We start from the raw sequence: 19,747 nt of genomic DNA, 5'->3' as shown, positions 1-19,747 counted from the left end.
CCGCACCACCCGATCACACCGCTCCACCTCGACCCGGAACACCTCACAGCTGTCCAGCAACTCCACCGCCATCCCAGCCCACTGCGACCCCTGACCAGGAAAGACGAACACCACGTCCGAACCCGCCACCGCGGACCCGCTCACCACCGCCGCATGCGACTCCCCCGCCGCCACCGCACCCAACCCGGCCAGCAACTCCGCCCGATCCGACGCCACCACCACAGCCCGATGCCCGAACACCGACCGGCCCGCCAGCACCCGACCCACCCCAGCCAGCTCGCCCTCCGGCACCCCAGCCGCGAACTCCACCAGCCGCGCCGCCTGCCCCCGCAACGCCGCCGCACTCTTACCCGACACCACCCACACCAGCGCGCCACCGCCCACCACCGGCCCCCGAACCGGCAGCACGTCCTCCGGCTCGGGCGCGCTCTCCACGATCACGTGCGCGTTCGTCCCCGACACCCCGAAGCTCGACACCCCAGCCCGAACCGGACCCGACCCCGGCAACTCCACCGCACCCGTCAGCAACCGCACACTGCCCGCCGACCAGTCCACATGCGGCGTCGGCTCCGACACATGCAACGTCGGCGGCAACACCCGCCGCTCCAACGCCAGCACCATCTTGATCACACCCGCCACACCCGCAGCCGCCTGCGCATGCCCGATGTTCGACTTCACCGACCCCAGCCACACCGGCCGATCAGCCGGCCGCCCGCGCCCGTAGACGGCGGTGATGGCCTCGGCTTCGATGGGGTCGCCGAGCCGGGTGCCGGTGCCGTGGGCCTCGACCGCGTCGACGTCGGCGGCGGTGAGCCCGGCGTCGGCCAGGGCTCGCTGGATGACCTCCTGCTGGGCCTGCCCGCTGGGCGCGGTGAGGCCGTTGCTGGCGCCGTCCTGGTTGACCGCGCCTCCCTTGATCACGGCGAGGACGGGGTGGCCGTGGCGGCGGGCGTCGGAGAGCCGTTCGAGCAGCAGCACGCCCGCGCCCTCGGCCCATCCGGTGCCGTCGGCCGAGGCGGAGAACGCCTTGCACCGGCCGTCGGCGGACAGCCCGTTCTGCCTGCTGAACTCCACGAACATCCCCGGGCTGGACATCACGGTGACGCCGCCGGCCAGCGCCATGGAGCACTCCCCGCGCCGCAGCGCCTGCGCCGCGAGCACGATCGAGACCAGCGAGGACGAGCAGGCCGTGTCCGTGGTGATGGCCGGTCCGCGCAGGCCCAGCGTGTACGAGATGCGCCCGGAGACGACGCTGAGCGCGGTTCCGGTGAGCAGGTGGCCGCCCGCGACGCCGGTGGCCTGGTGCAACCGGGGACCGTAGTCGGGGGCCATCGCCCCCACGAACACGCCGGTGGCCGAGCCGCGCAACTGGGCGGGGTCGATCCCGGCCCGCTCCAGGGCCTCCCAGCAGACCTCCAGCAGCAGCCGCTGCTGCGGGTCCATGGCCGCCGCCTCGCGCGGGCTGATGCCGAAGAACGCGGCGTCGAACAGGTCGGCGTCGTAGACGAATCCACCGTGCCTGGTGTCGCTGGTCCCCGAGCGGCCGGGGCCGTCGGCGAGGATCGCGTCGAGGTCCCACCCCCGGTTGGCGGGGAACTCGCCGATCGCGTCCGTGCCACCGGCGACCAGCCGCCACAGACCCTCCGGCGAGGTGACCTCTCCCGGGTACCGGCAGCCCATGCCGACCACCACGATCGGGTCGTCGTCCGGGGCCGTGTCCGGGGCGGCGGGCGCCGCCGCGGTGTCGCCGCCGGTCAGCAGCGTGTGCAGGTGGGCGGTGAGCCGGTCGGGCGTCGGGTGGTCGTACAGCAGCCCGGTCGGCAGCCGCAGCCCGGTCGCCGTGCGCAGCCGGTCGCGCAGCTCGACGCCGGACGCCGACTCCAGCCCCAGGTCCTTGAACGTCCTGCCGGGCGCGACCTCCGCCGCATCGTCGTAGCCGAGCAGCCGGGCGGTGGTGGACAGCACCAGCTCGCGAAGCTCCTCCCTGGAACGCGGCGCGGCCGCCGGCACGTCGGGCTCCACCTCGGCCGGGGCTGCCACCTGCGAGGGGCTCCTCCGTCCGGCGGTGAGCGGCGGGGTGTGGCTGCGGCGCTGGAACGGGTAGGTGGGCAGGTCGACGATTCGCGCCCCGTCCGTCTCGCAGAGGCCGGCCCAGTCCACCGGGGCTCCCCACGCGTACGCCTGGGCGAGCGAGCGGACCACCCGCTCGCGGCCACCCTCGCCGCGGCGCAGCGTGCCGACCGCGGCCACGTCGTGCCCGGCCGCCTCGGCGGTCTCCTCCACCCCGGTCACCAGCACGGGGTGCGGGCTGCACTCGACGAACAGCTCGCAGCGCGCGTCGAGCGCCACCCGCACGGCCTGCGCGAAGCGCACGGGCCGGCGCAGGCTGCGGTACCAGTAGCCGGCGTCGAGACCGGCGGTGTCCATCGGCTCGCCGGTGAGGGTGGAGACGAACGTGGTGGCGCTGCTCACCGGCCTGATCGGGGCGAGCGCGGCCAGGACCTCGTCGCGTACCTGCTCGACCTCGGGCGAGTGGGAGGCGTAGCTGACCGGGATGATCTTGGTGGGGTGGTCGCCCAGCCGTGCCGCCAGCTCCGCCAGCGCCTCGCGCGGGCCGGAGACCACGACGGAGCGCGGCCCGTTGAAGGCGGCGACGGAGACGGGTGCGGCCAGGTCCGCGATGGCCCGCTCCACCAGGTCGAGGGGGGCGGCGACGGACATCATGCCGCCGCTGCCGGCGATGCCCGCGATGGCGCGGCTGCGCAGGGCCACGACCCTGGCGGCGTCGGACAGGGTCAGGGCGCCGATGACGGTGGCCGCGGCGATCTCCCCCTGGGAGTGGCCGACGACCACGCCGGGCTCGACGCCGTGGGCCCGCCACAGCTCGGCGAGGCCGACCATGACCGCCCAGAGCGCGGGCTGGACGACGTCCACGCGGTCCAGGCCGGGGGCGCCGGGGCGTTCGTGGAGCACGTCCAGGAGGGAGAAGTCGGTGAAGGGGGCGAGCGCGTCGGCGCACGCGGCCAGGCGCCCGGCGAACACCGGCGAGGCGGCCGCCAGGTCGCGGGCCATCCCCGGCCACTGCGACCCCTGCCCGGGGAAGACGAAGGCCCGTCCGCCGCCGGTCTCGTGACCGGGACCGCCGCCGGGGGCCGTCCCGGTCACCAGTGCGTCGTGCGGCAGGCCGGCGGCCAGCGCGTCGAGTGCCGCCAGTCGCGTGTCACGGTCCCCGGCGAGGACCACCGCGCGCCGGTCGAGGGCGGCCCGGGTGCGCACCAGGCTCAGCGCAACGTCACCCGGTTCCACCGCCGGATCGCCGGCCGGCGCGGAGAGCCGCGCGGCCTGTGCCCGCAACGCCCCTTCCGCCCGCGCCGACACCACCCAGGGCGCCACCGCTCCCGGGTCGGCTACACGCGCCCAGGTCGCTGCCCGCATGGAGCCGGGCACGGAGGGGGACGCCGGTGCGGGAGGCGCGGGGAGGTCCGTGGGGGGCGCGGTGAGGATGAGGTGGCAGTTGGTGCCCCCCATGCCGAAGGAGCTGACGCCGGCCACCGGCGACCCGTCGCCGTCCGGCCAGTCCCGCGGGCTGCGGACGACGCGCAGGCGCAGCTCCTCCAGCGGGATCTCCGGCGGGGGCGACTCGAAGTGCAGGCTGGGGGGCAGCTCGCGGTGCTTGAGCGCCAGGACCACCTTCAGCAGCCCCGCGACGCCGGCGGCGCCCTCCAGGTGGCCGATGTTGGTCTTGACCGAGCCCACCAGCAGCGGCTCGGTGCCGGGCCGGGCGGCGCCGTACGTGGCGCCGAGCGCCGCGGCCTCCACCGGATCGCCCACCTTGGTGCCGGTCCCGTGCAGCTCCACGTACTGGACCTGCGCGGGCGTCACCCCGGCCGTGGCGCAGGCGAGCGTGATGACCTCCTGCTGGGCCTGACCGCTGGGCACGGTCAGCCCGTCGCCGCCGCCGTCGTTGTTGATCGCCCCGCCCAGGATCACCGCGTGCACCGGGTCGCCGTCCGCCAGCGCGTCCGGGAGCCGCTTGAGCACCACCAGCGCGCCGCCCTCGCCCCGCACGTAGCCGTTGGCCCGGCGGTCGAAGACGTGGCAGCGCCCGTCGGGCGACAGCGCGCCGAAGTTGCCGATGGCGGTGGTGGTCTCGGCCAGCAGGTTCAGGTTCACCCCACCGGCCAGGGCGAGCTCGCTCTCGCCCCGGCGCAGGCTCTCGGCGGCCATCCAGACGGCCACGAGCGAGGACGACTGGCCGGTGTCGAGGGTCAGGCTGGGGCCGCGCAGGCCGAGGACGTACGAGACGCGGTTGGCGATCATGGCCCGGTTCGCGCCGGTGTAGGCGTGCCGGCCGAGGTCGCCGACCCCGAGCCGGTCCTGCAGCGCGGCGTAGTCGTTGGAGATGGAGCCCAGGAAGACTCCGGCGGCGCGCCCGCGCAGCGCCGTGGGCACCGCGCGCGCGTTCTCCAGCGCCTCCCAGGCCAGCTCGAGCGCCAGGCGCTGGTGCGGGTCCATGACCCCGGCCTCGTTGGGCGAGATGCCGAAGAAGGCCGCGTCGAACCCGTCGACGTCCTCCAGGAAGCCCCCGCGCCGGTACGCGGCGCCGGCCGGCCGCCGCCCCTCGGGCGCGTCGGTGACCGCGTCCACGCCCTCGCGCAGCAGCCGCCAGAACCGCCCGGGATCGGCGGCCCGCGGCAGCCGGCAGGCCATGCCGACAACGGCGACGGCCACGGGGACATCGTTCACGGTCCGCTGTGTCGACTCGCCAGCCATCAAAGCGCCACCTCAGCACTCGGGGATCGTCGAATATGACGCCGACGGTTTTTCCGGACGACTGCGCAGAATTACTCGACAGCCGTGCGAGTTCGCGGCTATGACTTAGTTGCTGCGACCATAAGGTTCTTTTCCGCCCCGGCACACGCCCCGCCCGCCGTCATATAGTTGCCACCTTTTGTGGCCACCGCCGCCCACCGGCCGCGCCCTTGACCCGAGGCGTTCCGGTCCGCGATGAATGACGGACGGAGAAAGCTGCGGAGGGGGTCACATGTCCGTCGAGGCGCCGCTCAGCAACGGCCAGCTCTTCAGCTGGCGCGAAATCGAGCGCTATCCGGACGACTGGCTGGCGGAGGCCAACCTGCCGGTCACCTGGGACGTGCGCGGCCTCTCCGCGGGCCGGGTGACGGAGCTGCTGCGGCGGCTCATGGACCGGCACGAGGTGCTGCGCACCACCTACCACGTACGCGACGGCCGGCCGGTCCAGCGGGTCCACGACGCGATGGCACCGCCGGTCGAACACGACGACGCCCGCGTGGTCACCGACCCCACCGAGTTCGAGCTGACCAAGGCGGAGCTGGCGGCGAAGCCGTTCTCCATGATCGGCGACCCCAACTGGCGCGGGAGGCTGGTCAGCTCGGAGGGCACGCCGCTCTACCTGTCGCTGACGTTCTCGCACCTGATCGTCGACCTGTGGTCCATCCACCACCTGCAGGACCAGTTCAAGGCGCTGGTGGCCGATCCCCGGGCGACGGCGGCCGTGGGCCCGCCGCCGCGCGAGCTGGCGCGCCGGCAGCGGGAGGAGTCCTGGCGGCCCCGGCAGGAGGGCTCGGAGCGCTACTGGCGGGCGGTGCTGGACAAGGGCCTGATGGACGGGCTGCCCACGCTGCCGGCCAAGGTCAAGCGCAACCGGCTGGAGCTGACGCTGCGCTCGCGGAGCCTGGGCGGCCTGGCGGCGGAGGCGGGGAAGCGGCACGGGGTGACCGCCCCGGCCGTGGTGATGGCGTTCGTCGCCGCGGGGCTGGCCCGCCACCTGGACACCGACCGGGTGACGATGAGCCTGATGTCCTCCAACCGGTTCGACCCGGAGGACCAGCACAATGTGGGCACGATGAACCAGCTCATCCCGTTCGTCACGGCCGTGGACCTGCGTGCCACGCTGGCCGACCACCTCAAGCGCCTGCACTGGGCCAGTGCCAAGGCCTACCGGCACTCCTGCTACGACTTCGACCGGATCGCCGCCCTGGCGGCCGAGCTGGGCGAGCGGCCGGAGCACGACTGCTGGGTCAACCACCTGTTCCGCGCCTGGTTCAACTACATCCAGGTGGACCGCCGCCCCAGCGACCCGCACGACCCCAGCCCGGCCGAGCTGGCCTGGACCCCGCTGGCCCAGCAGTACGGCCAGGCGTTCCGGGTGCGGGTGGAGGTGCGCGGCGGGTGCACCAGCGTGCTGATGCTGGCCGACCCCGAGGTGCTGCCGGCCGAGGCGATGACCGACATCATGCGGACGCTCGTGGCCGGCGTGCGGCTGGCGGTGACCGACCCGCAGCACGCGCTGAAGGACCTGTGGAACGTGGGCGCCGCGATGCCGCCGTCGCTGTTCCCGCCCGAACCGCCCGAGCCGCCGCGCTAGCGGCCGCCGTCGCCGCTCGGCGCCCGATCCGCCCGAGCCGCGCTCACCCTTGTGGAGAGGCCATGGAACGCACCCTTTACCAGTGGTTCGCCGACTCCGCCGCCCGCCACGGCGAGCGGGTCGCGTTGGAGGTGGGCGGGGCCCGTCACACCTACACCGAGCTCGACGCGCTCTCCCGGCGGCTGGCCGCCGAGATCGTCGGCGCGTGCGGCGAGCCGCCGGCCCGCGTCGGCCTGTACGCGGCGCGCAGCGTCCTCGCCTACGCCGGTTACCTGGCGATCCAGCGGCTCGGCGCGACCGCCGTCCCGCTGAACCCCGCCGCCCCCGCCGCGCGCAACCGGGCGGTGGCCGGGGCCGCCGGGCTCGACCTCGTCCTGGCCGACGCCGCCCTGCGGCCGCCCGTGCTGCCCGCCGCCACGCTGTCGCTGCGCCTGGACCGGCTGGACGCCCCGCCGCGCGGCCTGCCCGACACGCTCCCGGCCGGGGTGGACGACCTGGCGTACCTCCTGTTCACCTCGGGCTCCACCGGCGTGCCGAAGGGCGTGCCGCTGCGCCACCGCAGCGTGGACGCGTACCTGGCCCACGTGGTCCCCCGCTACGAGCTCGCCCCCGGCTGCCGCGTGTCGCAGACCTTCGACCTGACCTTCGACCTGTCGGTGTTCGACATGTTCGCCGCCTGGGGCGGCGGGGCCACGCTGGTCGTGCCGGGCCCGTACGACCTGCTCAAGCCGGTGGCCTTCGTCTCCCGCGAGCGGCTGACGCACTGGTTCAGCGTGCCGTCGGTGGTGTCGATGGCCATGCGGCTGCGCCGGCTGGCGCCCGGGGCGATGCCGTCGCTGCGCTGGAGCCTGTTCTGCGGGGAGCCGCTGACGGTGCGGCAGGCGGACGCGTGGCGGGTGGCCGCGCCGGGCAGCGTCCTGGAGAACCTGTACGGCCCGACGGAGCTGACCATCAGCTGCACCGAGTACCGCCTGCCGGCCGACCGGTCGCGCTGGCCGGAGCCGGCCAACGGGACGGTGCCGATCGGCCTGCCGTACCCGGGGGTGGAGCGGCTGGTGCTGGACGGTGCGGGCCGGCCCGCCGCCGAGGGCGAGCTGTGCCTGCGCGGCGTGCAGCGCTTCCCCGGCTACCACGACCCCGGGGTGAACGCGGGGCGCTTCGTGGCTTTCGACGGCGTACGGGCGACGCCGGCGGAGCCGGCGGGGGCCACGGTGGCGCCGGAGCTGTGGTACCGGACCGGGGACCGGGTGGCCTGGCGTGACGGGCTGCTGGTGCACCTGGGCCGGTTGGACCAGCAGGTCAAGATCTCGGGGCATCGGGTGGAGCTGGGCGAGGTCGAGGCCGCCCTGCGGGACCAGCCGGGCGTGCACGAGGCGGTCGTGCTGGCGGTGCCGGACGCGGACGGCGAGCCGGCGCTCGAGGCCGCCTGCACCGGCGTCGGCCTGGATCCGGTGGCGCTGGTCAAGGGGGTCGCGGCGGTGCTGCCCGGCTACATGGTGCCGCGCTCGGTCACCCTGCTGGACGAGCTCCCCCTGAACGCCAACGGCAAGGTGGACCGCCGCGCCACGGCGGCGGCGCTGAACGGCTGACCGGCCGCGCGGCGCGATCGGCCGCGGGCCGGTGACAGGCGGCCGGTGACAGGCGGCCGCGACGGGTGGTCAGCGGAGTGGCGGCCACCACGAGGCCAGCGTCTGCCAGAGCGAGCCGACCGTGGCGAACGTCGCCTCGTTCAGCAGCTCGTCGGGCAGCTCGACCCCGTACGCGTTCTCGACGTCGACCAGCAGCCGCACGACCCCCATCGAGTCGAGCCCGAGCGCGCCCAGCTCGTCGTGAGCCGTCAGAGCCCCGGCATCCGCGTACGGCAGATGCGTCCGCAAAAGGCTCTGGAAACCATCCGGAATTTCCAGCATGGCGATGCCCCCATCTCACGGATTCATCACTTTGTGAGAAGAGGCTGCCGAAAATCCCGGGGCCAGGTCAAGAGCGGCCCGGCTGGCAGCTTGTCCCGCGCCGAACCGGCCATTGCGCACCCATTGCCCTGCGGCCGGGAAAGACCAATTCTCATTGTATTCGGGTGTTGCGTAATCCGTAGAGGTGAATGCCTGATGAAATCAGCGAGCCTGTGCTGGGGGCAGCGTTACATGTGGCTGCGCGTCCATCAGCTGCCGCCGGAGCACCAGCACGAGACGCACGTGGTGCTGCGCTTCCGGGTGCCCGACGGGCTCACGACCGCCCGCTGCCGGGCGCTGCTCACCCATCTCACCCGCCGGCACGAGGTCCTGCGGACGACGTACCACCTCGGACCCGAGCCCGAGCAGCGGGTGGATCCGCCGCGTGCGCTGCCGGTGATCGAGGTCTCCACGGAGCGGGACGGCACCGCCACCCCCGTGGACGTGATCGACGAGCTCACCCGGCGGCCGTTCGACCTGGCCGGCGAGTGGCCGATCCGCGCCTGCCTGATCACCACGGGCGGCGCCCCGAAGCAGTGCGTGCTGGTGCTCAACCACCTGGCCGTGGACGTCTGGACGCTGGGGGAGATCAAGCGGGAGCTGCGGACGCAGTCGGCCGCCTCCGCCGCCCGCCGCCAGGTCGCGCTGGCCCCGGTCCGGCACCAGCCGTCCGACCTGGCCCGCCACGAGGCGTCGGCGGACGCGGCCATCGTGGCGGCGCGCGCCATGGCGCACTGGCAGGAGGAGGTGGCGCGGCTGCCCCTCGATCCGTTCGCGGGCCGGCGCGGGCCGGCGGAGGGGCCGGCGGAGGGACCCGTGGCCAGGCACGCGACGCTGATCTCGCCCGCGCTGCTGGCGGCCGGGCAGCGTATCGCGGGCAGGCACGGGGTGTGGCCGTCGCTGGTGCACCTGGCCGCGTACACGGCCATGATGGCGCTCTACACCGGCCAGGAGTCCGTGGGGTTCCTGTCGTTCGTCAGCAACCGGCAGACGCATCCGTACCCGGACGTGATGACCTGCATGTTCTCCCCGATGCTGGTCAGGGTGGACTGCTCCGGCGACCCGGGGTTCGGGGAGCTGCTGCGGCGGGTGTCGGAGAGCTTCGGGCGGGCCGGGGAGCACGCGTACGTGCCCTACGACAAGGTCGTCGAGATGGTGTCGCGCGAGGGGTCCGCGCGTGGCGGGGAGGTGCGGCTGGGGTCGGAGGTCAACTTCATCAAGCAGCGCACCAAGGAGTACGGCGGCCGGCGCAGCGCCTTCACCTGGAACCCGGAGCCGGAGTCGTGGGCGCACTGCGGCCTGGACACGTACCTGCGTGTCGACCAGTGGTGTGACGCCGTCTCCCTGTCGCTCCACGCCATGTCCTCGGTCATGGACGCCGCCTCCGTCGAGCGGTTCCTGCGCGGCCTGGAGGCCCTGGTGCTCGCGCACGACGACCCCGCGGCCGACCTGCGGATCAGCGAGGCGGCCGGGCAGGCCGCGTTCGCGCCGCCCCGGCCGGCCGGCCGGATCCGGGACGCCGCCGCGACCGGCGAGCCGCCGTCCGCGGCCGTACAGGCGCTGGCCGAGGCCGTGCGGGACGCGCACGGCCTGGCCCACATCGACCCTTCCCGCAGTTACACGCTCGCCGGAGGCCGGGCCCTGCGCATCCCGCAGGTGCTGGCCGACCTGGGCAGGCGCGGCTGGGAGGGCCTGTCCCTCCAGCAGCTCGCCGGTCCCGCACCGTTGGCCGCGCTGGCGGGCCGGTTGGCTCCCCGCCGGCGGACACCGTCCAGCCAGATCCCTAGCAACTCGGAGTGAACGCATCATGAACCACGCTCTTACCGGCCAGGTGGTCAAAAGCCGCCGGTTGGTCGCCTCGGAGCAGGAGCTGCGCCAGGCGATCGCCCGCGAACTGCCCGGCGGCGACCTCGCCGACCTGGTCATCATGGGTGGCCATTTCATGCTGTTCGAGGACCCCGCGTCCGGGCGGCTGACGCCCGGCGTCATCGAGGAGCACCAGGACGAGACCATGCGCCGCCGGATCGCCGGCCGCGTCGGCATCTTCCCCGGCTACACCTGGCGGATGTCGGTGGACCTGCTCCAGGAGTACGCCGGGACCGGCGCGGACGTCCGGCTGCTGCTGCTCATCAACGACTGGCAGTACGTGCCGAACGCCGGCCGCCCGGCGAGCGAGCTGCGCGCGGAGTTCCTGGCGAACCTCGCCGCGCTGCCCGCCTCCTACGAGAAGGCGCTGTGCGAGGCCGGGCTGACGCAGGAGAGCGTCCTGCCGAGCCGGAAGCACCCGCTCGCCTTCCCCGAGACCTGGCTGAAGTACCGCTTCCAGAAGGCCGCCGACCGGTTCGTCAAGCAGGGGCGGCTGGAGAAGCGCTTCCTCGACGCGGCCTCCCGGGACACCGAGGTGGCCTTCCTGGACGCCGACGGCAACTACCGGACGCTGATCAGCTGCGGCATCACCGGGTGCGCCGGCGAGATCACCGAGATGGTCTCCGAGGTGTACCGCGCCGGGCACCGCAACCTGCTGATCTTCGCGCCCGGCGAGTGCCTGATGCCGGTGGAGACCGGCGTGGACATCGCGCTCAGCCTGTACGACCTGCCCGGCATGCGGGTGGTCGTCGCCGACCCCGGCGGCAGCGGCGAGATGTCCCAGGAGGAGATCTACGGCAACCTCGTCACCGTCAGCACGTTCCGGCGGTGACCCCGATGAAGGTCATCTACCTGGACGGCTGCGCCACCACGCGGGTGGACGACGAGGTGCTCGACGCCATGCTGCCGTTCCTGCGGGAGGAGTACGGCAACCCCTCCTCCCCGCACGTCATGGGCAAGCGGGCCAGGCGGGCGGTCGACGCGGCCACCGAGTCCACGGCCCGGCTGATCGGGGCCGACCCCGGCGAGGTCGTGTTCACCTCGGGCGCGACCGAGAGCAACAACATCGCGCTGCTCGGCATGTTCGCCCACCACGACACCGCCCCGGTCAACGGCGTCTTCTGCCCGACCGACCACAAGTCCTCGCTGGCCGTCGGGCAGGCGCTGGCCGCCCGCGGCGTCGAGACCAGGATCATGCGGGTGCTGCCGAGCGGCCGGGTGGACCTGGACCACCTCGCCGGGCGGATCGACCTGAACACCCGGGTGGCCACGGCCGCGTGGGTCAACAGCGAGATCGGCGTCGTGCAGCCGGTGGCGGCGATGGCCGCCCTCTGCCACGCGGCCGGCGCCCTGCTGCACGTGGACGCCGCCCAGGCCGCCGGGCGCATCCCGATCGAGGTGCGGGAGGCGGGGGCCGACACCCTGTCGATCTCGGCCCACAAGATCCACGGCCCGAAGGGCGTCGGCGCCCTGTACGTACGGCGGGAGATCCGCCACCGGCTGCGGCCGGTGATGTACGGCGGCGGCCAGCACGCGCTGCGCAGCGGCACGATCCCCACCCACCTCGTGGTCGGGCTGGGCAAGGCGTGCGAGCTGGCCGCGGACCGGCTGGACGCCGAGTGGCGGCGGGTCCGCCGGCTGCGCGCCACGGCGCTGGACATCCTCAGGGCCGGGATCCCAGGCGTGCGGGTCAACGGCGACCCGGACGCGGGCGTGCCACACGTGCTGAGCGTGGTGCTGCCCGGCGTGCGCGGCGAGAGCCTGGTCTCCAGCCTGCGGTCGGTGGCCCTGTCGACCGGGTCGGCGTGCAACTCCGGCTCCCAGGAGCCCTCCTACGTGCTGACCGCCATCGGCGTCGACGCCGAGGACGCCAACTGCTCGGTCCGGATGTGCCTGGACCCCCGGATGGCCTTCGAGGACCTGGTGCTCGGCGTCGAGCTGGTCGTCGAGCGCGCCCGGGCCCTGGCCGACGTGGCGGTCGCCACACCCGGCCAGGGCTGAGGCACCGGGGGTCAGCCGGTCTGGAGGAACTTCCTGGCCGCCTGGACCCCCGCCTGGAACCGGCTGGTCGCGTCGAGGTCCCGCATCATCGTGGCGATGTGCCGGCGGCAGCTCCGCACCGACATGCCCAGCTTCCTGGCCACCACCTCGTCGGTGTAGCCCTTGGCCATCAGGGCCGCGATGGACTGCTGGAGGTCGTCGGCCACGTCCGCGTAGCCGAATTCGATGCCCACCAGCGGGGTGGCCGTCTCCCACAGGTGGTTGAACAGGTCCAGGAAGAACTGGGCGATCCCCTGGTTGTGCACGCGGGCGACGTTGGCCTCGATGACGTCGGACTCACCGGGCTCGGCGTCGTCCACGCCGAACAGCACGACCAGGGACCGGTCGAAGACGATGGCCGACCTCGGCACGTGGCTGACGGTGTAGATCGCCGCGCCCGCGTCGGTCAGCCGCTTCATCCGCATCCGGGTGCCCACGTCGGCCCGGTTGCGGTGCTGGCAGATGATGCGCACGGTGACTCCCCTGGCCACCAGGGTCAGGAAGGTCTCCGCCAGGTCCTCGACCACACCGCCCGCCTGTAACACCAGCACCTCGTCGCGGCAGGCGTCGCCGGCCGTCTTCAGGAAGCCGCGCACCTCCATGGTCCCCACCAGGTACTCCACCGTGCTCGGGGCCGAGCCCCTGGCGTCGTCCGGCCGGACCTCGAACAGCCCGATCCGCTCGCGGATCTGGTCGATCAACTCCCTGCGCCGGTAGATCTCCCGCTCCACGGTGGACACGAGAGAGGCGGCGGCCAGCTCGGGATCGACCGGTACGTACCGCTCGCCCCCGTCCTCGTCCGGGCGCAGCAGGCGGCTCTCGACCAGATGCCGCACCGCCTCCATCAGCTCCCCCGTCCCGATCCCCAGATCCGCGGCCGCCACCTCGAACGCCTCTATGGCGCCCTTGCGCGCCGCATAGCGGTACACGTCCGTCACGTGGGCCCCGCCGGCCGGCGGCCTGCCCGTGAACGACGTCATCAACGTCATGGTCCTGCCTCCCCTTATTTCTTCCCGAACTGCTCCGCCACCGAGAGCACGTACTGGCCGTAGCCGGAATTACCGAGTGCGGCGCCGAGCCGGTGGCATTCCCCGGCGTCGATGTAGCCCATGCGCAGGGCTATCTCCTCCAGGCAGGCGATCCGGACGCCCTGCCGTTGCTCCAGGAGCTGGACGTACTGCCCGGCCTGGAGGAGGGACTCCGGCGTCCCCGCGTCGATCCAGGCGAAGCCACGGCCGAGGTTGACCAGCTTCGCCTTGCCACGCTCCAGATAGGCCCGGTTGACGTCGCTGATCTCCAGCTCGCCACGGGCGGAGGGGGTGAGGTTCTTGGCGATGTCGACGGCCTCGCCGTCGTAGAGGTAGAGGCCGACGACGGCCTGGTTGGACCGGGGCGCGGCCGGCTTCTCCTCGATGGACAGCAGCCTGCCGGCGGCGTCGGCCTCGGCGATGCCGTACCGGTGGGGGTCGCTGACCGGGTAGCCGAACAGCACGCAGCCGTCCACGTCGCGGCACTCCTGCCGGAGCAGCTCCTGGAAGGAGTAGCCGTGGAAGACGTTGTCGCCGAGGATGAGCGCGACCGGGCCGCCGCCGATGTGCTCGGCCCCGATCAGCAGCGCCTCGGCGATGCCGTTGGGCTCGGGCTGCTCGGCGTACGATATGCGCAGGCCGAGGTGGGAGCCGTCGCCGAGGAGCCGGTGCAGCTGGGACAGGTCCTCCGGCGTGGTGATCAGCAGGATGTCCCTGATGCCCGCCAGCATCAGCACCGACAGCGGGAAGTACACCAGCGGCTTGTCGTTGACCGGCAGGAGTTGCTTGGAGACCGCCAGCGTGGTGGGCAGCAGCCGGGTGCCCCTCCCTCCGGCGAGCAGGATGCCCTTCATCGCGACCCGTCCTTTCTAGATGCCGGTCAGTGCGCGGCGGCTGAACAGGGCCAGCGCGGCACCCAGCAGCAGCGCGGCCATCCCGGCCAGCACGGCGACCTGGGGCAGCACCGCGGTGAGACCGGTGCCGGGCTGGGCGAGGGTCAGCAGCGCGTCCATCCCCCAGGCGTGCGGGAAGAGGTGGCCGATGGCGTTGATCACCTCGCCCGACGACTCTCGCGGCCACAGGCAGCCGCCGAGCATGCCGAGGACCACGCCGAGCGGGGGGCCGATCGCGGGGGCCTGGTCGGGCGAGCGCAGCAGGGTGCCGGCCAGGAGCGCCGCGCCCGTGGCCACCAGCGAGAACGCGACCACGACGGCCGCCACGCCGAGCGGGTCGCCCCACGAGATGCCGAACGCCAGCGCGCTGACCACGACGATCAGCACGGCCTGGGCCAGCGCCACGATGAACCGGCTCAGCGCCTCGCCGAGCAGCACCGACCGGCGCCGGACGGGGGCGGTGAGCGCGCGCTGGAGCATGCCCAGCCGGCGGCTCTCGACCAGGGCCGCGGCCACGGCCATGGAGTTGATGAAGGTGAACAGCAGCAGGTTGGCCGGGGCCGTGTAGGCGAAGCCGCGCGGGTCGGCGGAGGTGGCGCGGTCCGGGGCGGCGCCGCTCACGGCGACCCGGCCCGACTCCGCCTGCGCCTGCCGGACGTACGCGGCGGCCCGGTCCGGGGTGGCGCCGGCCGCCATGGCCGCCCTGGTGGCCTCCTGGACGGCGGCCACCCTGCCCACCGCGACGTCGATGGCGCTGCGGGCGGCCAGGCCGCTGCCGTTGGTCTGGGTCACGACGAGTTCGAGGCGGGCGGGGTCCCGCGGGATCACCAGCCCGGCGGCCAGCGAGCCCGCGCGCACGCCGGAGCGCAGCTCCGCCGCCGAACCCGCCACGCTGATCTCCAGGTCGGGGCGGCCGCGCAGCTCGGCCAGCAGGGCGGTGGTGACGGGGTCGGAGCCGTGGGCGACCACGCCGACGGGCAGCCGGTCCGTCCCGCCCCCGATGGCCATCCCGACGAAGACGATGGAGACGAACGGCATGACCACCATGAAGAACAGGCCGACCCGGTCGCGGGCGTGCCGCCGCAGGTTGGCGGACACCAGCGCCAGGACGGGCCGTGGCTTCGCGGTCACAGCAGCATTCCCTTCTTCAGCCCGATCACGGCCAGGACGCCCGCGACCAGCGCGATCGCGCACAGGACGGCGACGGGCCCGGCCACGGCGGCCAGCCCCGTACCGGAGCCGGCCAGCTCGGTGAGCGCCCGGGACGTCCACCCGTTCGGGGTGAGCAGGGCGGCGCCCTGCAGCACGCCGGGGAGGTTGTGCGTCGGCACGAGGCTGCCGCCGAGGAAGGCCATCACGAACGAGACCACCATGAGCACGCCGTCGGCCTGCGCGTCGGTCCTCACCCGGCCGGCCACCAGCATGGTGATCGCCGCGGCGGCCAGCACGTGCGCCAGCAGCACCACGAACACGGCCGCCGGATCGCCCCAGGTCGCGCCGGAGACGAGCACCGAGGCCGCCCAGGTGACGCAGACGCTGACCAGGGCCAGGGTGAATCCCACGGCGGCCTTGCCGGCGAACGGCACCCACACGGCCAGCGGCCCGGCGCGCATCCGGTCGAGCGTGCCGAGCCTGCGCTCGGTGAGCAGGCCGCGGAAGGACGCTCCGACCACGAAGAAGGCGAACAGCGCCGCCATGCCGGAGCCGTAGTAGACCGACAGATCCACCTTGCCGCCGGACAGCGGGTCGCCGGCCAGGGTCAGGGCGGGCCCGGCGGCGCCGTTGCGCTCCACCAGCTCCTTGACCTCGTCGCCGGGCACCCCGGCCAGCAGCGCGGCGCGTACCGCGAGCGTCCTGGCGTCCACCAGGGCGGAGATGCGGTCGACGATGGCGCCGGCCACCACGCCGGCCAGGGGCGACTTCGGGGAGGTCAGGACGGCCACGTCGCCGCCCTCCCCGGCGCCCACGCTCCGGCTGAACCCGGCGGGGAAGACGATGGCCGAGCCGATCTCGTCGGCGTCCAGGGCCTGCTGCGCCTGCTGCCGGCCGGGCAGGTCGCGCAGGGTCACGCTGCCCCGCAGCTCCTCCGACGCCAGCACCTCGCGGCGTACGCTCGCGGGGAACTCGCCGCCGTCCAGGTCCACGAACCCCACCGTCGCCCGCAGCGGCGGGTCGTCGCCGCCGAGAACCAGGCTGAACAGCGTGGCCAGGGTCACCGGGACGATCAGCGCGATGACCAGGGCGGTGCCGTCGCGCAGCCGGGTGCGGAGTTCCAGCGCGCTCACCGCGACGAGTGCTCTCCACATGGTCAGTCCCTGAGGGTGCTGCCGGTGAGGTGGAGGAACGTGGCCTCCAGGTCCGGTTCGATCACCTGGGTGGCCGTCACGGTGGCGCAGCCGTCCACGGCGGTGATGAGCGAGGGGAGCAGGTACCTGCCGCCCTCGGTGATCAGCCGGATGGACGTGGCGCCGGTGCCGGCCGCCTCGATGACGCCCTCGACCGTGCGGAGCTTGGCCAGGGCGGTCTCGACGTCGCCGTCCAGCGACAGCTCCACCTTGTCGGCGCTGCCGACCAGGGAGATCAGCTCCTGGCGGGTGCCCTCGGCGATGATGCGGCCGTGGTCGATGATCGCCACGCGGTCGCACACGCGCTCGACCTCCTCCATGTAGTGGGAGGTGTACAGCAGCGACATGCCGTCCTCGACCAGCTGCTCGACGCCGTCGAGGATGGCCTTGCGGCTCTGCGGGTCCACGCCCACGGTCGGCTCGTCCAGGATCAGCACCTCCGGCCGGTGCAGGAGCGCGGCGCCGATGTTGATGCGCCGCTTCATGCCGCCGGAGTACGTGGCGAGCTTGCTGTCGGCCCGGCCGGCGAGCCCGACCAGGTCGAGCACCTCGTCGATCCGCCCGGCCAGCTCGCGGCGCGGCAGGCCGAACAGGCGGCCGAAGAAGCGCAGGTTCTCGCGGCCGGTGAGCTCGGGGTAGAGGGCGATCTCCTGGGGGACGTAGCCGATCTTGGCCTTGGCGCGCATCGGTTCGGCGGCCAGGTCCACGCCGCCCACCCGCACGCCGCCGGCGTCGGGCCGCAGCAGGCCCACGAGCATGGAGATCGTGGTGGTCTTGCCCGCGCCGTTGGGGCCGAGCAGCCCGTACGCCTCGCCGGGGGCGATGGCGAAGCCGACGTCCTCGACCGCGGTGACGTCGCCGTACCGCTTGCTCAGGCCGTGGCAGGAGAGGGTGTCCGTCATCGCCGCCACCCCGGCGCGTCGGGCGGGTCGCCCTTGTCGGCGGTGTTCGCGGCGAAGGTCTGGCGGGCCAGGTCCGCCCCGAGCTGGTAGTCCAGCGGGGTGTTGCCGTGCACCCGGTTCCACAGCACGTGGGTGTCCAGGACGTCGTCGCCGCCCCAGTCGCGCGAGGAGCCCAGGACGAAGGCGGCGCCCATGACCGACTCACCGCTGGGGTGGTTGTCGTGGATGTGGTTGCCCACGACGCTGACCCGGTGGGTGCCGATCAGCGCGAGGCCGACGCCCGAGATCGGCGGCCCCGCCGCGCCCAGCCCGTCGGGACCGGCGCCCGCGGCCAGCCCGTTGCCGTGCAGCTCGTTGCCCGCCACCAGGCAGTCGGTGACCCCGCCGGGCGGCTCGCCCTCGTAGACCTGGTTGATCATGAGTATGCCGATCGCGTTGCCGTGGCAGGTGTTGTTCAGCACCCGGGCGCCGGAGGAGTTGTCGACGAAGAGGCCGAACGCGTTGGCGCGGGTCTCGTTGCCGGCGATCTCGTGGTCGGACAGGGGGCAGAAGCTCAGGGCGGCGCCGGCGTACTGGCTGCCCGAGGCGCGGCAGCCGGTCACCCGGCAGGTGGTGGATTCGCGCAGGTAGACGCCCCAGACGGCGTTGTCCTCCGCCTCCACCTGGTGGACGGTGACGCCGGTGACCGAGTGCGCGTACACGCCCGCGCCGGAGAAGCCGCGCACGGTCAGCGCCTCGACGCGCACGCCGGCGACGTCCTGGCCGTACACGGTGACGCCGCTGACCACGTCCGCTGCGGCGTCGTGCAGACGGGGCACGTCGGGGGGCGCGCCGTCGCCCGGGACGAGGACCGTCCGGCCGAGGCCCGCGCCGGCCAGGGTCACGCCGGAGTGCCTGATCCACACGCTCTCCGCATGGACGCCCTCGGCCAGCTCGATCCGCGCTCCGGGGCCGGACTCGTCCAGCACCCGCTGGATCGACTCGCCCGGCCGGACCGATCTCCTCATGACGGGACCCCCTCTTCCTCGACGTAGACGACCGCCAGCGACACGAACAACCCGTCGCCCCGCCCCCACCGGGCGACCCCCACCGGGACGCCGTCGGCCGGGCCGAGGCGTTCGAGTGCGGCGCGGGCGCTGGCGCCGCGGACGGCGTAGGACGCGCCCCCGGTCAGCGGCACGCCCGTGGAGACGGCCAGTTCGGCGGCCGCCTCCTCCAGCAGCCGGGCGGCCCAGCCGGGGGGCGGTGCCGCCACGGCCTCGAAGTCGTGCCAGGTGAAGCCGGGCGGCCGGACGCCGACCGCCTTGATCAGGCTCTCCTTGACGGAGAAGGCCGCCACGCCCGGCCCCAGAGCCTGCTCGGCCGGGGTGGAGACGTGGCGGGTGAACACCTCGCCGCCTCGGGCCGCCGCCCTGGCGAGCCGGTCGGACTCCACGATGTCCACGCCCATGAGGACCGCCGGCGCGTCCACGCGCGTGAGGGCGGCGGCGGCGCTCACGCGAGGGCCCCGGCGAAGCGGGAGACGAAGGACTCCAGGGCTCCGGTGTACCGCTCGGCGCACTCGACCATCGGGATGTGGCCGCTGTCCTCGACGACCAGCACCTCGTTCGCGGGGTACGCGGCCAGCACGTCCAGCCAGGGCGCGACCGGGGTCATGCGGTCGTGCCGGCCCCAGACGTACAGGGAGGGGCAGCGCACCCGGTCCAGCGCCGGCCTGACCTGGTACCGGCGGGTGGCCTTGATGCTGCGGGCCATGCTCACCATGGACTCCGGGCGCTGCAGCAGGGCACCGGCCTCGGCCATGCGCTCGGGGGCGAAGTGGCTGCGCCCGCTGTGGAACAGGGCCGCCACCATCCGCTCGCCGAACTCGTCGCCGAACGGGCGCACGCTCCCTCGCCGGTCGAAGCTCAGGCCGACGTCGGGGTCGGGGGTGAGGCCGGGGGCGCCGCTCACGACGATGCCGCGCACCCGGTCGGGGTGGCGGCCCGCCAGATCGATGGCCACCAGCCCGCCGAGCGAGTTGGCGCACACGACGGCCTCCCCCACCCCGGCGTCGTCGCAGGCCCGCAGCAGCGCGTCGCCGAGCCGTTCGATCGACCCGGCCACCTGGCGGTCCAGCGCGCAGATCGCCTCGTTCGTCCGCAGCACCGGCCACCCGCCCGCGGCCAGCCGGTGGAAGGGGTGGTCCCAGATCCAGCCACCGGCGAACAGCGCGGACATGAACACCACGGCCGGCCTGCCGTCGCCGGGCACGTGCTCGGCGGTGAATTCCAACATCGAGTCTCCAGATCGCTCGGTGGGGGCGGGAGGGCGGAAGG

At 73.8% G+C, this 19,747-nt stretch carries 15 protein-coding genes; 5 read left to right on the top strand and 10 right to left on the bottom strand.

Translation table 11 applies throughout. The annotated features are described in order from the left end of the window. A partial coding sequence (locus tag ACBJ59_RS60335; RefSeq protein ID WP_375118944.1) for a beta-ketoacyl synthase N-terminal-like domain-containing protein occupies positions 1–4,746 on the bottom strand: 4,746 nt, incomplete at its 3' end. Between the two features lie 298 nt (positions 4,747–5,044). On the opposite strand from ACBJ59_RS60335, the gene ACBJ59_RS60330 reads away from it, so the two are divergent. After that, entirely contained in the window at positions 5,045–6,406 is a 1,362-nt protein-coding gene (locus ACBJ59_RS60330) for a condensation domain-containing protein (protein ID WP_375118943.1), read from the top strand. A gap of 62 nt (positions 6,407–6,468) precedes the next feature. Further along, positions 6,469–7,995, top strand: coding sequence for an amino acid adenylation domain-containing protein (locus ACBJ59_RS60325; protein ID WP_375118942.1), 1,527 nt, complete (start codon positions 6,469–6,471; stop codon positions 7,993–7,995). Between the two features lie 69 nt (positions 7,996–8,064). Here ACBJ59_RS60325 and ACBJ59_RS60320 read toward each other — a convergent pair whose 3' ends face one another. Further along, the gene (locus ACBJ59_RS60320; RefSeq protein WP_375118941.1) at positions 8,065–8,316 is read right to left on the bottom strand and encodes a phosphopantetheine-binding protein; all 252 of its coding nucleotides are present in this window, start codon (positions 8,314–8,316) and stop codon (positions 8,065–8,067) included. 195 nt (positions 8,317–8,511) lie between these two features. On the opposite strand from ACBJ59_RS60320, the gene ACBJ59_RS60315 reads away from it, so the two are divergent. The 3 genes from ACBJ59_RS60315 to ACBJ59_RS60305 are packed head-to-tail and all read left to right on the top strand — an operon-like array spanning position 8,512 to position 12,222. Then, positions 8,512–10,155 carry a condensation domain-containing protein gene (locus tag ACBJ59_RS60315; protein WP_375118940.1) on the top strand — a complete coding sequence of 548 codons (1,644 nt, stop codon included), beginning with the start codon at positions 8,512–8,514 and terminating at the stop codon, positions 10,153–10,155. Between the two features lie 7 nt (positions 10,156–10,162). After that, positions 10,163–11,053 carry a hypothetical protein gene (locus ACBJ59_RS60310; RefSeq protein WP_375118939.1) on the top strand — a complete coding sequence of 297 codons (891 nt, stop codon included), beginning with the start codon at positions 10,163–10,165 and terminating at the stop codon, positions 11,051–11,053. A gap of 5 nt (positions 11,054–11,058) precedes the next feature. Beyond that, the gene (locus ACBJ59_RS60305; protein WP_375118946.1) at positions 11,059–12,222 is read left to right on the top strand and encodes a cysteine desulfurase family protein; all 1,164 of its coding nucleotides are present in this window, start codon (positions 11,059–11,061) and stop codon (positions 12,220–12,222) included. Positions 12,223–12,233: 11 nt separating this feature from the next. Here the strand turns inward: ACBJ59_RS60305 and ACBJ59_RS60300 are convergent, their stop codons facing one another. Genes ACBJ59_RS60300 through ACBJ59_RS60265 form a run of 8 tightly spaced genes read right to left on the bottom strand, consistent with a single transcriptional unit; the run spans position 12,234 to position 19,706 of the window. Next, positions 12,234–13,250, bottom strand: coding sequence for a hypothetical protein (locus ACBJ59_RS60300; protein ID WP_375118938.1), 1,017 nt, complete (start codon positions 13,248–13,250; stop codon positions 12,234–12,236). Positions 13,251–13,264: 14 nt separating this feature from the next. Beyond that, positions 13,265–14,143: a glucose-1-phosphate thymidylyltransferase RfbA gene (gene rfbA / locus ACBJ59_RS60295; RefSeq protein WP_375118937.1), complete on the bottom strand. Its 879-nt coding sequence runs from the start codon at positions 14,141–14,143 to the stop codon at positions 13,265–13,267. A gap of 15 nt (positions 14,144–14,158) precedes the next feature. Next, entirely contained in the window at positions 14,159–15,313 is a 1,155-nt protein-coding gene (locus ACBJ59_RS60290) for an ABC transporter permease (RefSeq protein WP_375118936.1), read from the bottom strand. Further along, on the bottom strand, positions 15,310–16,488 hold the full coding sequence (locus ACBJ59_RS60285) for an ABC transporter permease (RefSeq protein ID WP_375118935.1): 1,179 nt from the start codon (positions 16,486–16,488) through the stop codon (positions 15,310–15,312). The genes ACBJ59_RS60290 and ACBJ59_RS60285 overlap by 4 nt, the downstream gene beginning before the upstream one ends. 2 nt (positions 16,489–16,490) lie before the next feature. Further along, positions 16,491–17,429, bottom strand: coding sequence for an ABC transporter ATP-binding protein (locus ACBJ59_RS60280; RefSeq protein WP_375118934.1), 939 nt, complete (start codon positions 17,427–17,429; stop codon positions 16,491–16,493). After that, complete coding sequence (locus tag ACBJ59_RS60275) at positions 17,426–18,436, bottom strand: nitrous oxide reductase family maturation protein NosD (RefSeq protein WP_375118933.1); 1,011 nt, start codon at positions 18,434–18,436, stop codon at positions 17,426–17,428. Before ACBJ59_RS60275 ends, ACBJ59_RS60280 begins: the two co-directional genes overlap by 4 nt. Beyond that, positions 18,433–18,927, bottom strand: coding sequence for a hypothetical protein (locus tag ACBJ59_RS60270; protein WP_375118932.1), 495 nt, complete (start codon positions 18,925–18,927; stop codon positions 18,433–18,435). The genes ACBJ59_RS60275 and ACBJ59_RS60270 overlap by 4 nt, the downstream gene beginning before the upstream one ends. Beyond that, positions 18,924–19,706, bottom strand: coding sequence for an alpha/beta fold hydrolase (locus ACBJ59_RS60265; protein ID WP_375118931.1), 783 nt, complete (start codon positions 19,704–19,706; stop codon positions 18,924–18,926). Before ACBJ59_RS60265 ends, ACBJ59_RS60270 begins: the two co-directional genes overlap by 4 nt. Positions 19,707–19,747: the final 41 nt, after the last annotated feature.

This window comes from Nonomuraea sp. MTCD27 (assembly GCF_041950495.1).
Lineage (GTDB): Bacteria > Actinomycetota > Actinomycetes > Streptosporangiales > Streptosporangiaceae > Nonomuraea.
The sequence above is the reverse complement of the archived record's forward strand: the minus strand, read 5'-3'. Positions and strand labels throughout refer to the sequence as shown.

Coding starts and splice junctions, on each gene's coding strand:
- ACBJ59_RS60280 (WP_375118934.1), bottom strand. CDS start 17,429: ATGACGGACACCCTCTCCTGCCACGGCCTGAGCAAGCGGTACGGCGAC.
- ACBJ59_RS60315 (WP_375118940.1), top strand. CDS start 8,512: ATGAAATCAGCGAGCCTGTGCTGGGGGCAGCGTTACATGTGGCTGCGC.
- ACBJ59_RS60325 (WP_375118942.1), top strand. CDS start 6,469: ATGGAACGCACCCTTTACCAGTGGTTCGCCGACTCCGCCGCCCGCCAC.
- ACBJ59_RS60300 (WP_375118938.1), bottom strand. CDS start 13,250: ATGACGTTGATGACGTCGTTCACGGGCAGGCCGCCGGCCGGCGGGGCC.
- ACBJ59_RS60330 (WP_375118943.1), top strand. CDS start 5,045: ATGTCCGTCGAGGCGCCGCTCAGCAACGGCCAGCTCTTCAGCTGGCGC.
- rfbA (WP_375118937.1), bottom strand. CDS start 14,143: ATGAAGGGCATCCTGCTCGCCGGAGGGAGGGGCACCCGGCTGCTGCCC.
- ACBJ59_RS60285 (WP_375118935.1), bottom strand. CDS start 16,488: ATGTGGAGAGCACTCGTCGCGGTGAGCGCGCTGGAACTCCGCACCCGG.
- ACBJ59_RS60320 (WP_375118941.1), bottom strand. CDS start 8,316: ATGCTGGAAATTCCGGATGGTTTCCAGAGCCTTTTGCGGACGCATCTG.
- ACBJ59_RS60275 (WP_375118933.1), bottom strand. CDS start 18,436: ATGAGGAGATCGGTCCGGCCGGGCGAGTCGATCCAGCGGGTGCTGGAC.
- ACBJ59_RS60265 (WP_375118931.1), bottom strand. CDS start 19,706: ATGTTGGAATTCACCGCCGAGCACGTGCCCGGCGACGGCAGGCCGGCC.
- ACBJ59_RS60305 (WP_375118946.1), top strand. CDS start 11,059: ATGAAGGTCATCTACCTGGACGGCTGCGCCACCACGCGGGTGGACGAC.
- ACBJ59_RS60310 (WP_375118939.1), top strand. CDS start 10,163: ATGAACCACGCTCTTACCGGCCAGGTGGTCAAAAGCCGCCGGTTGGTC.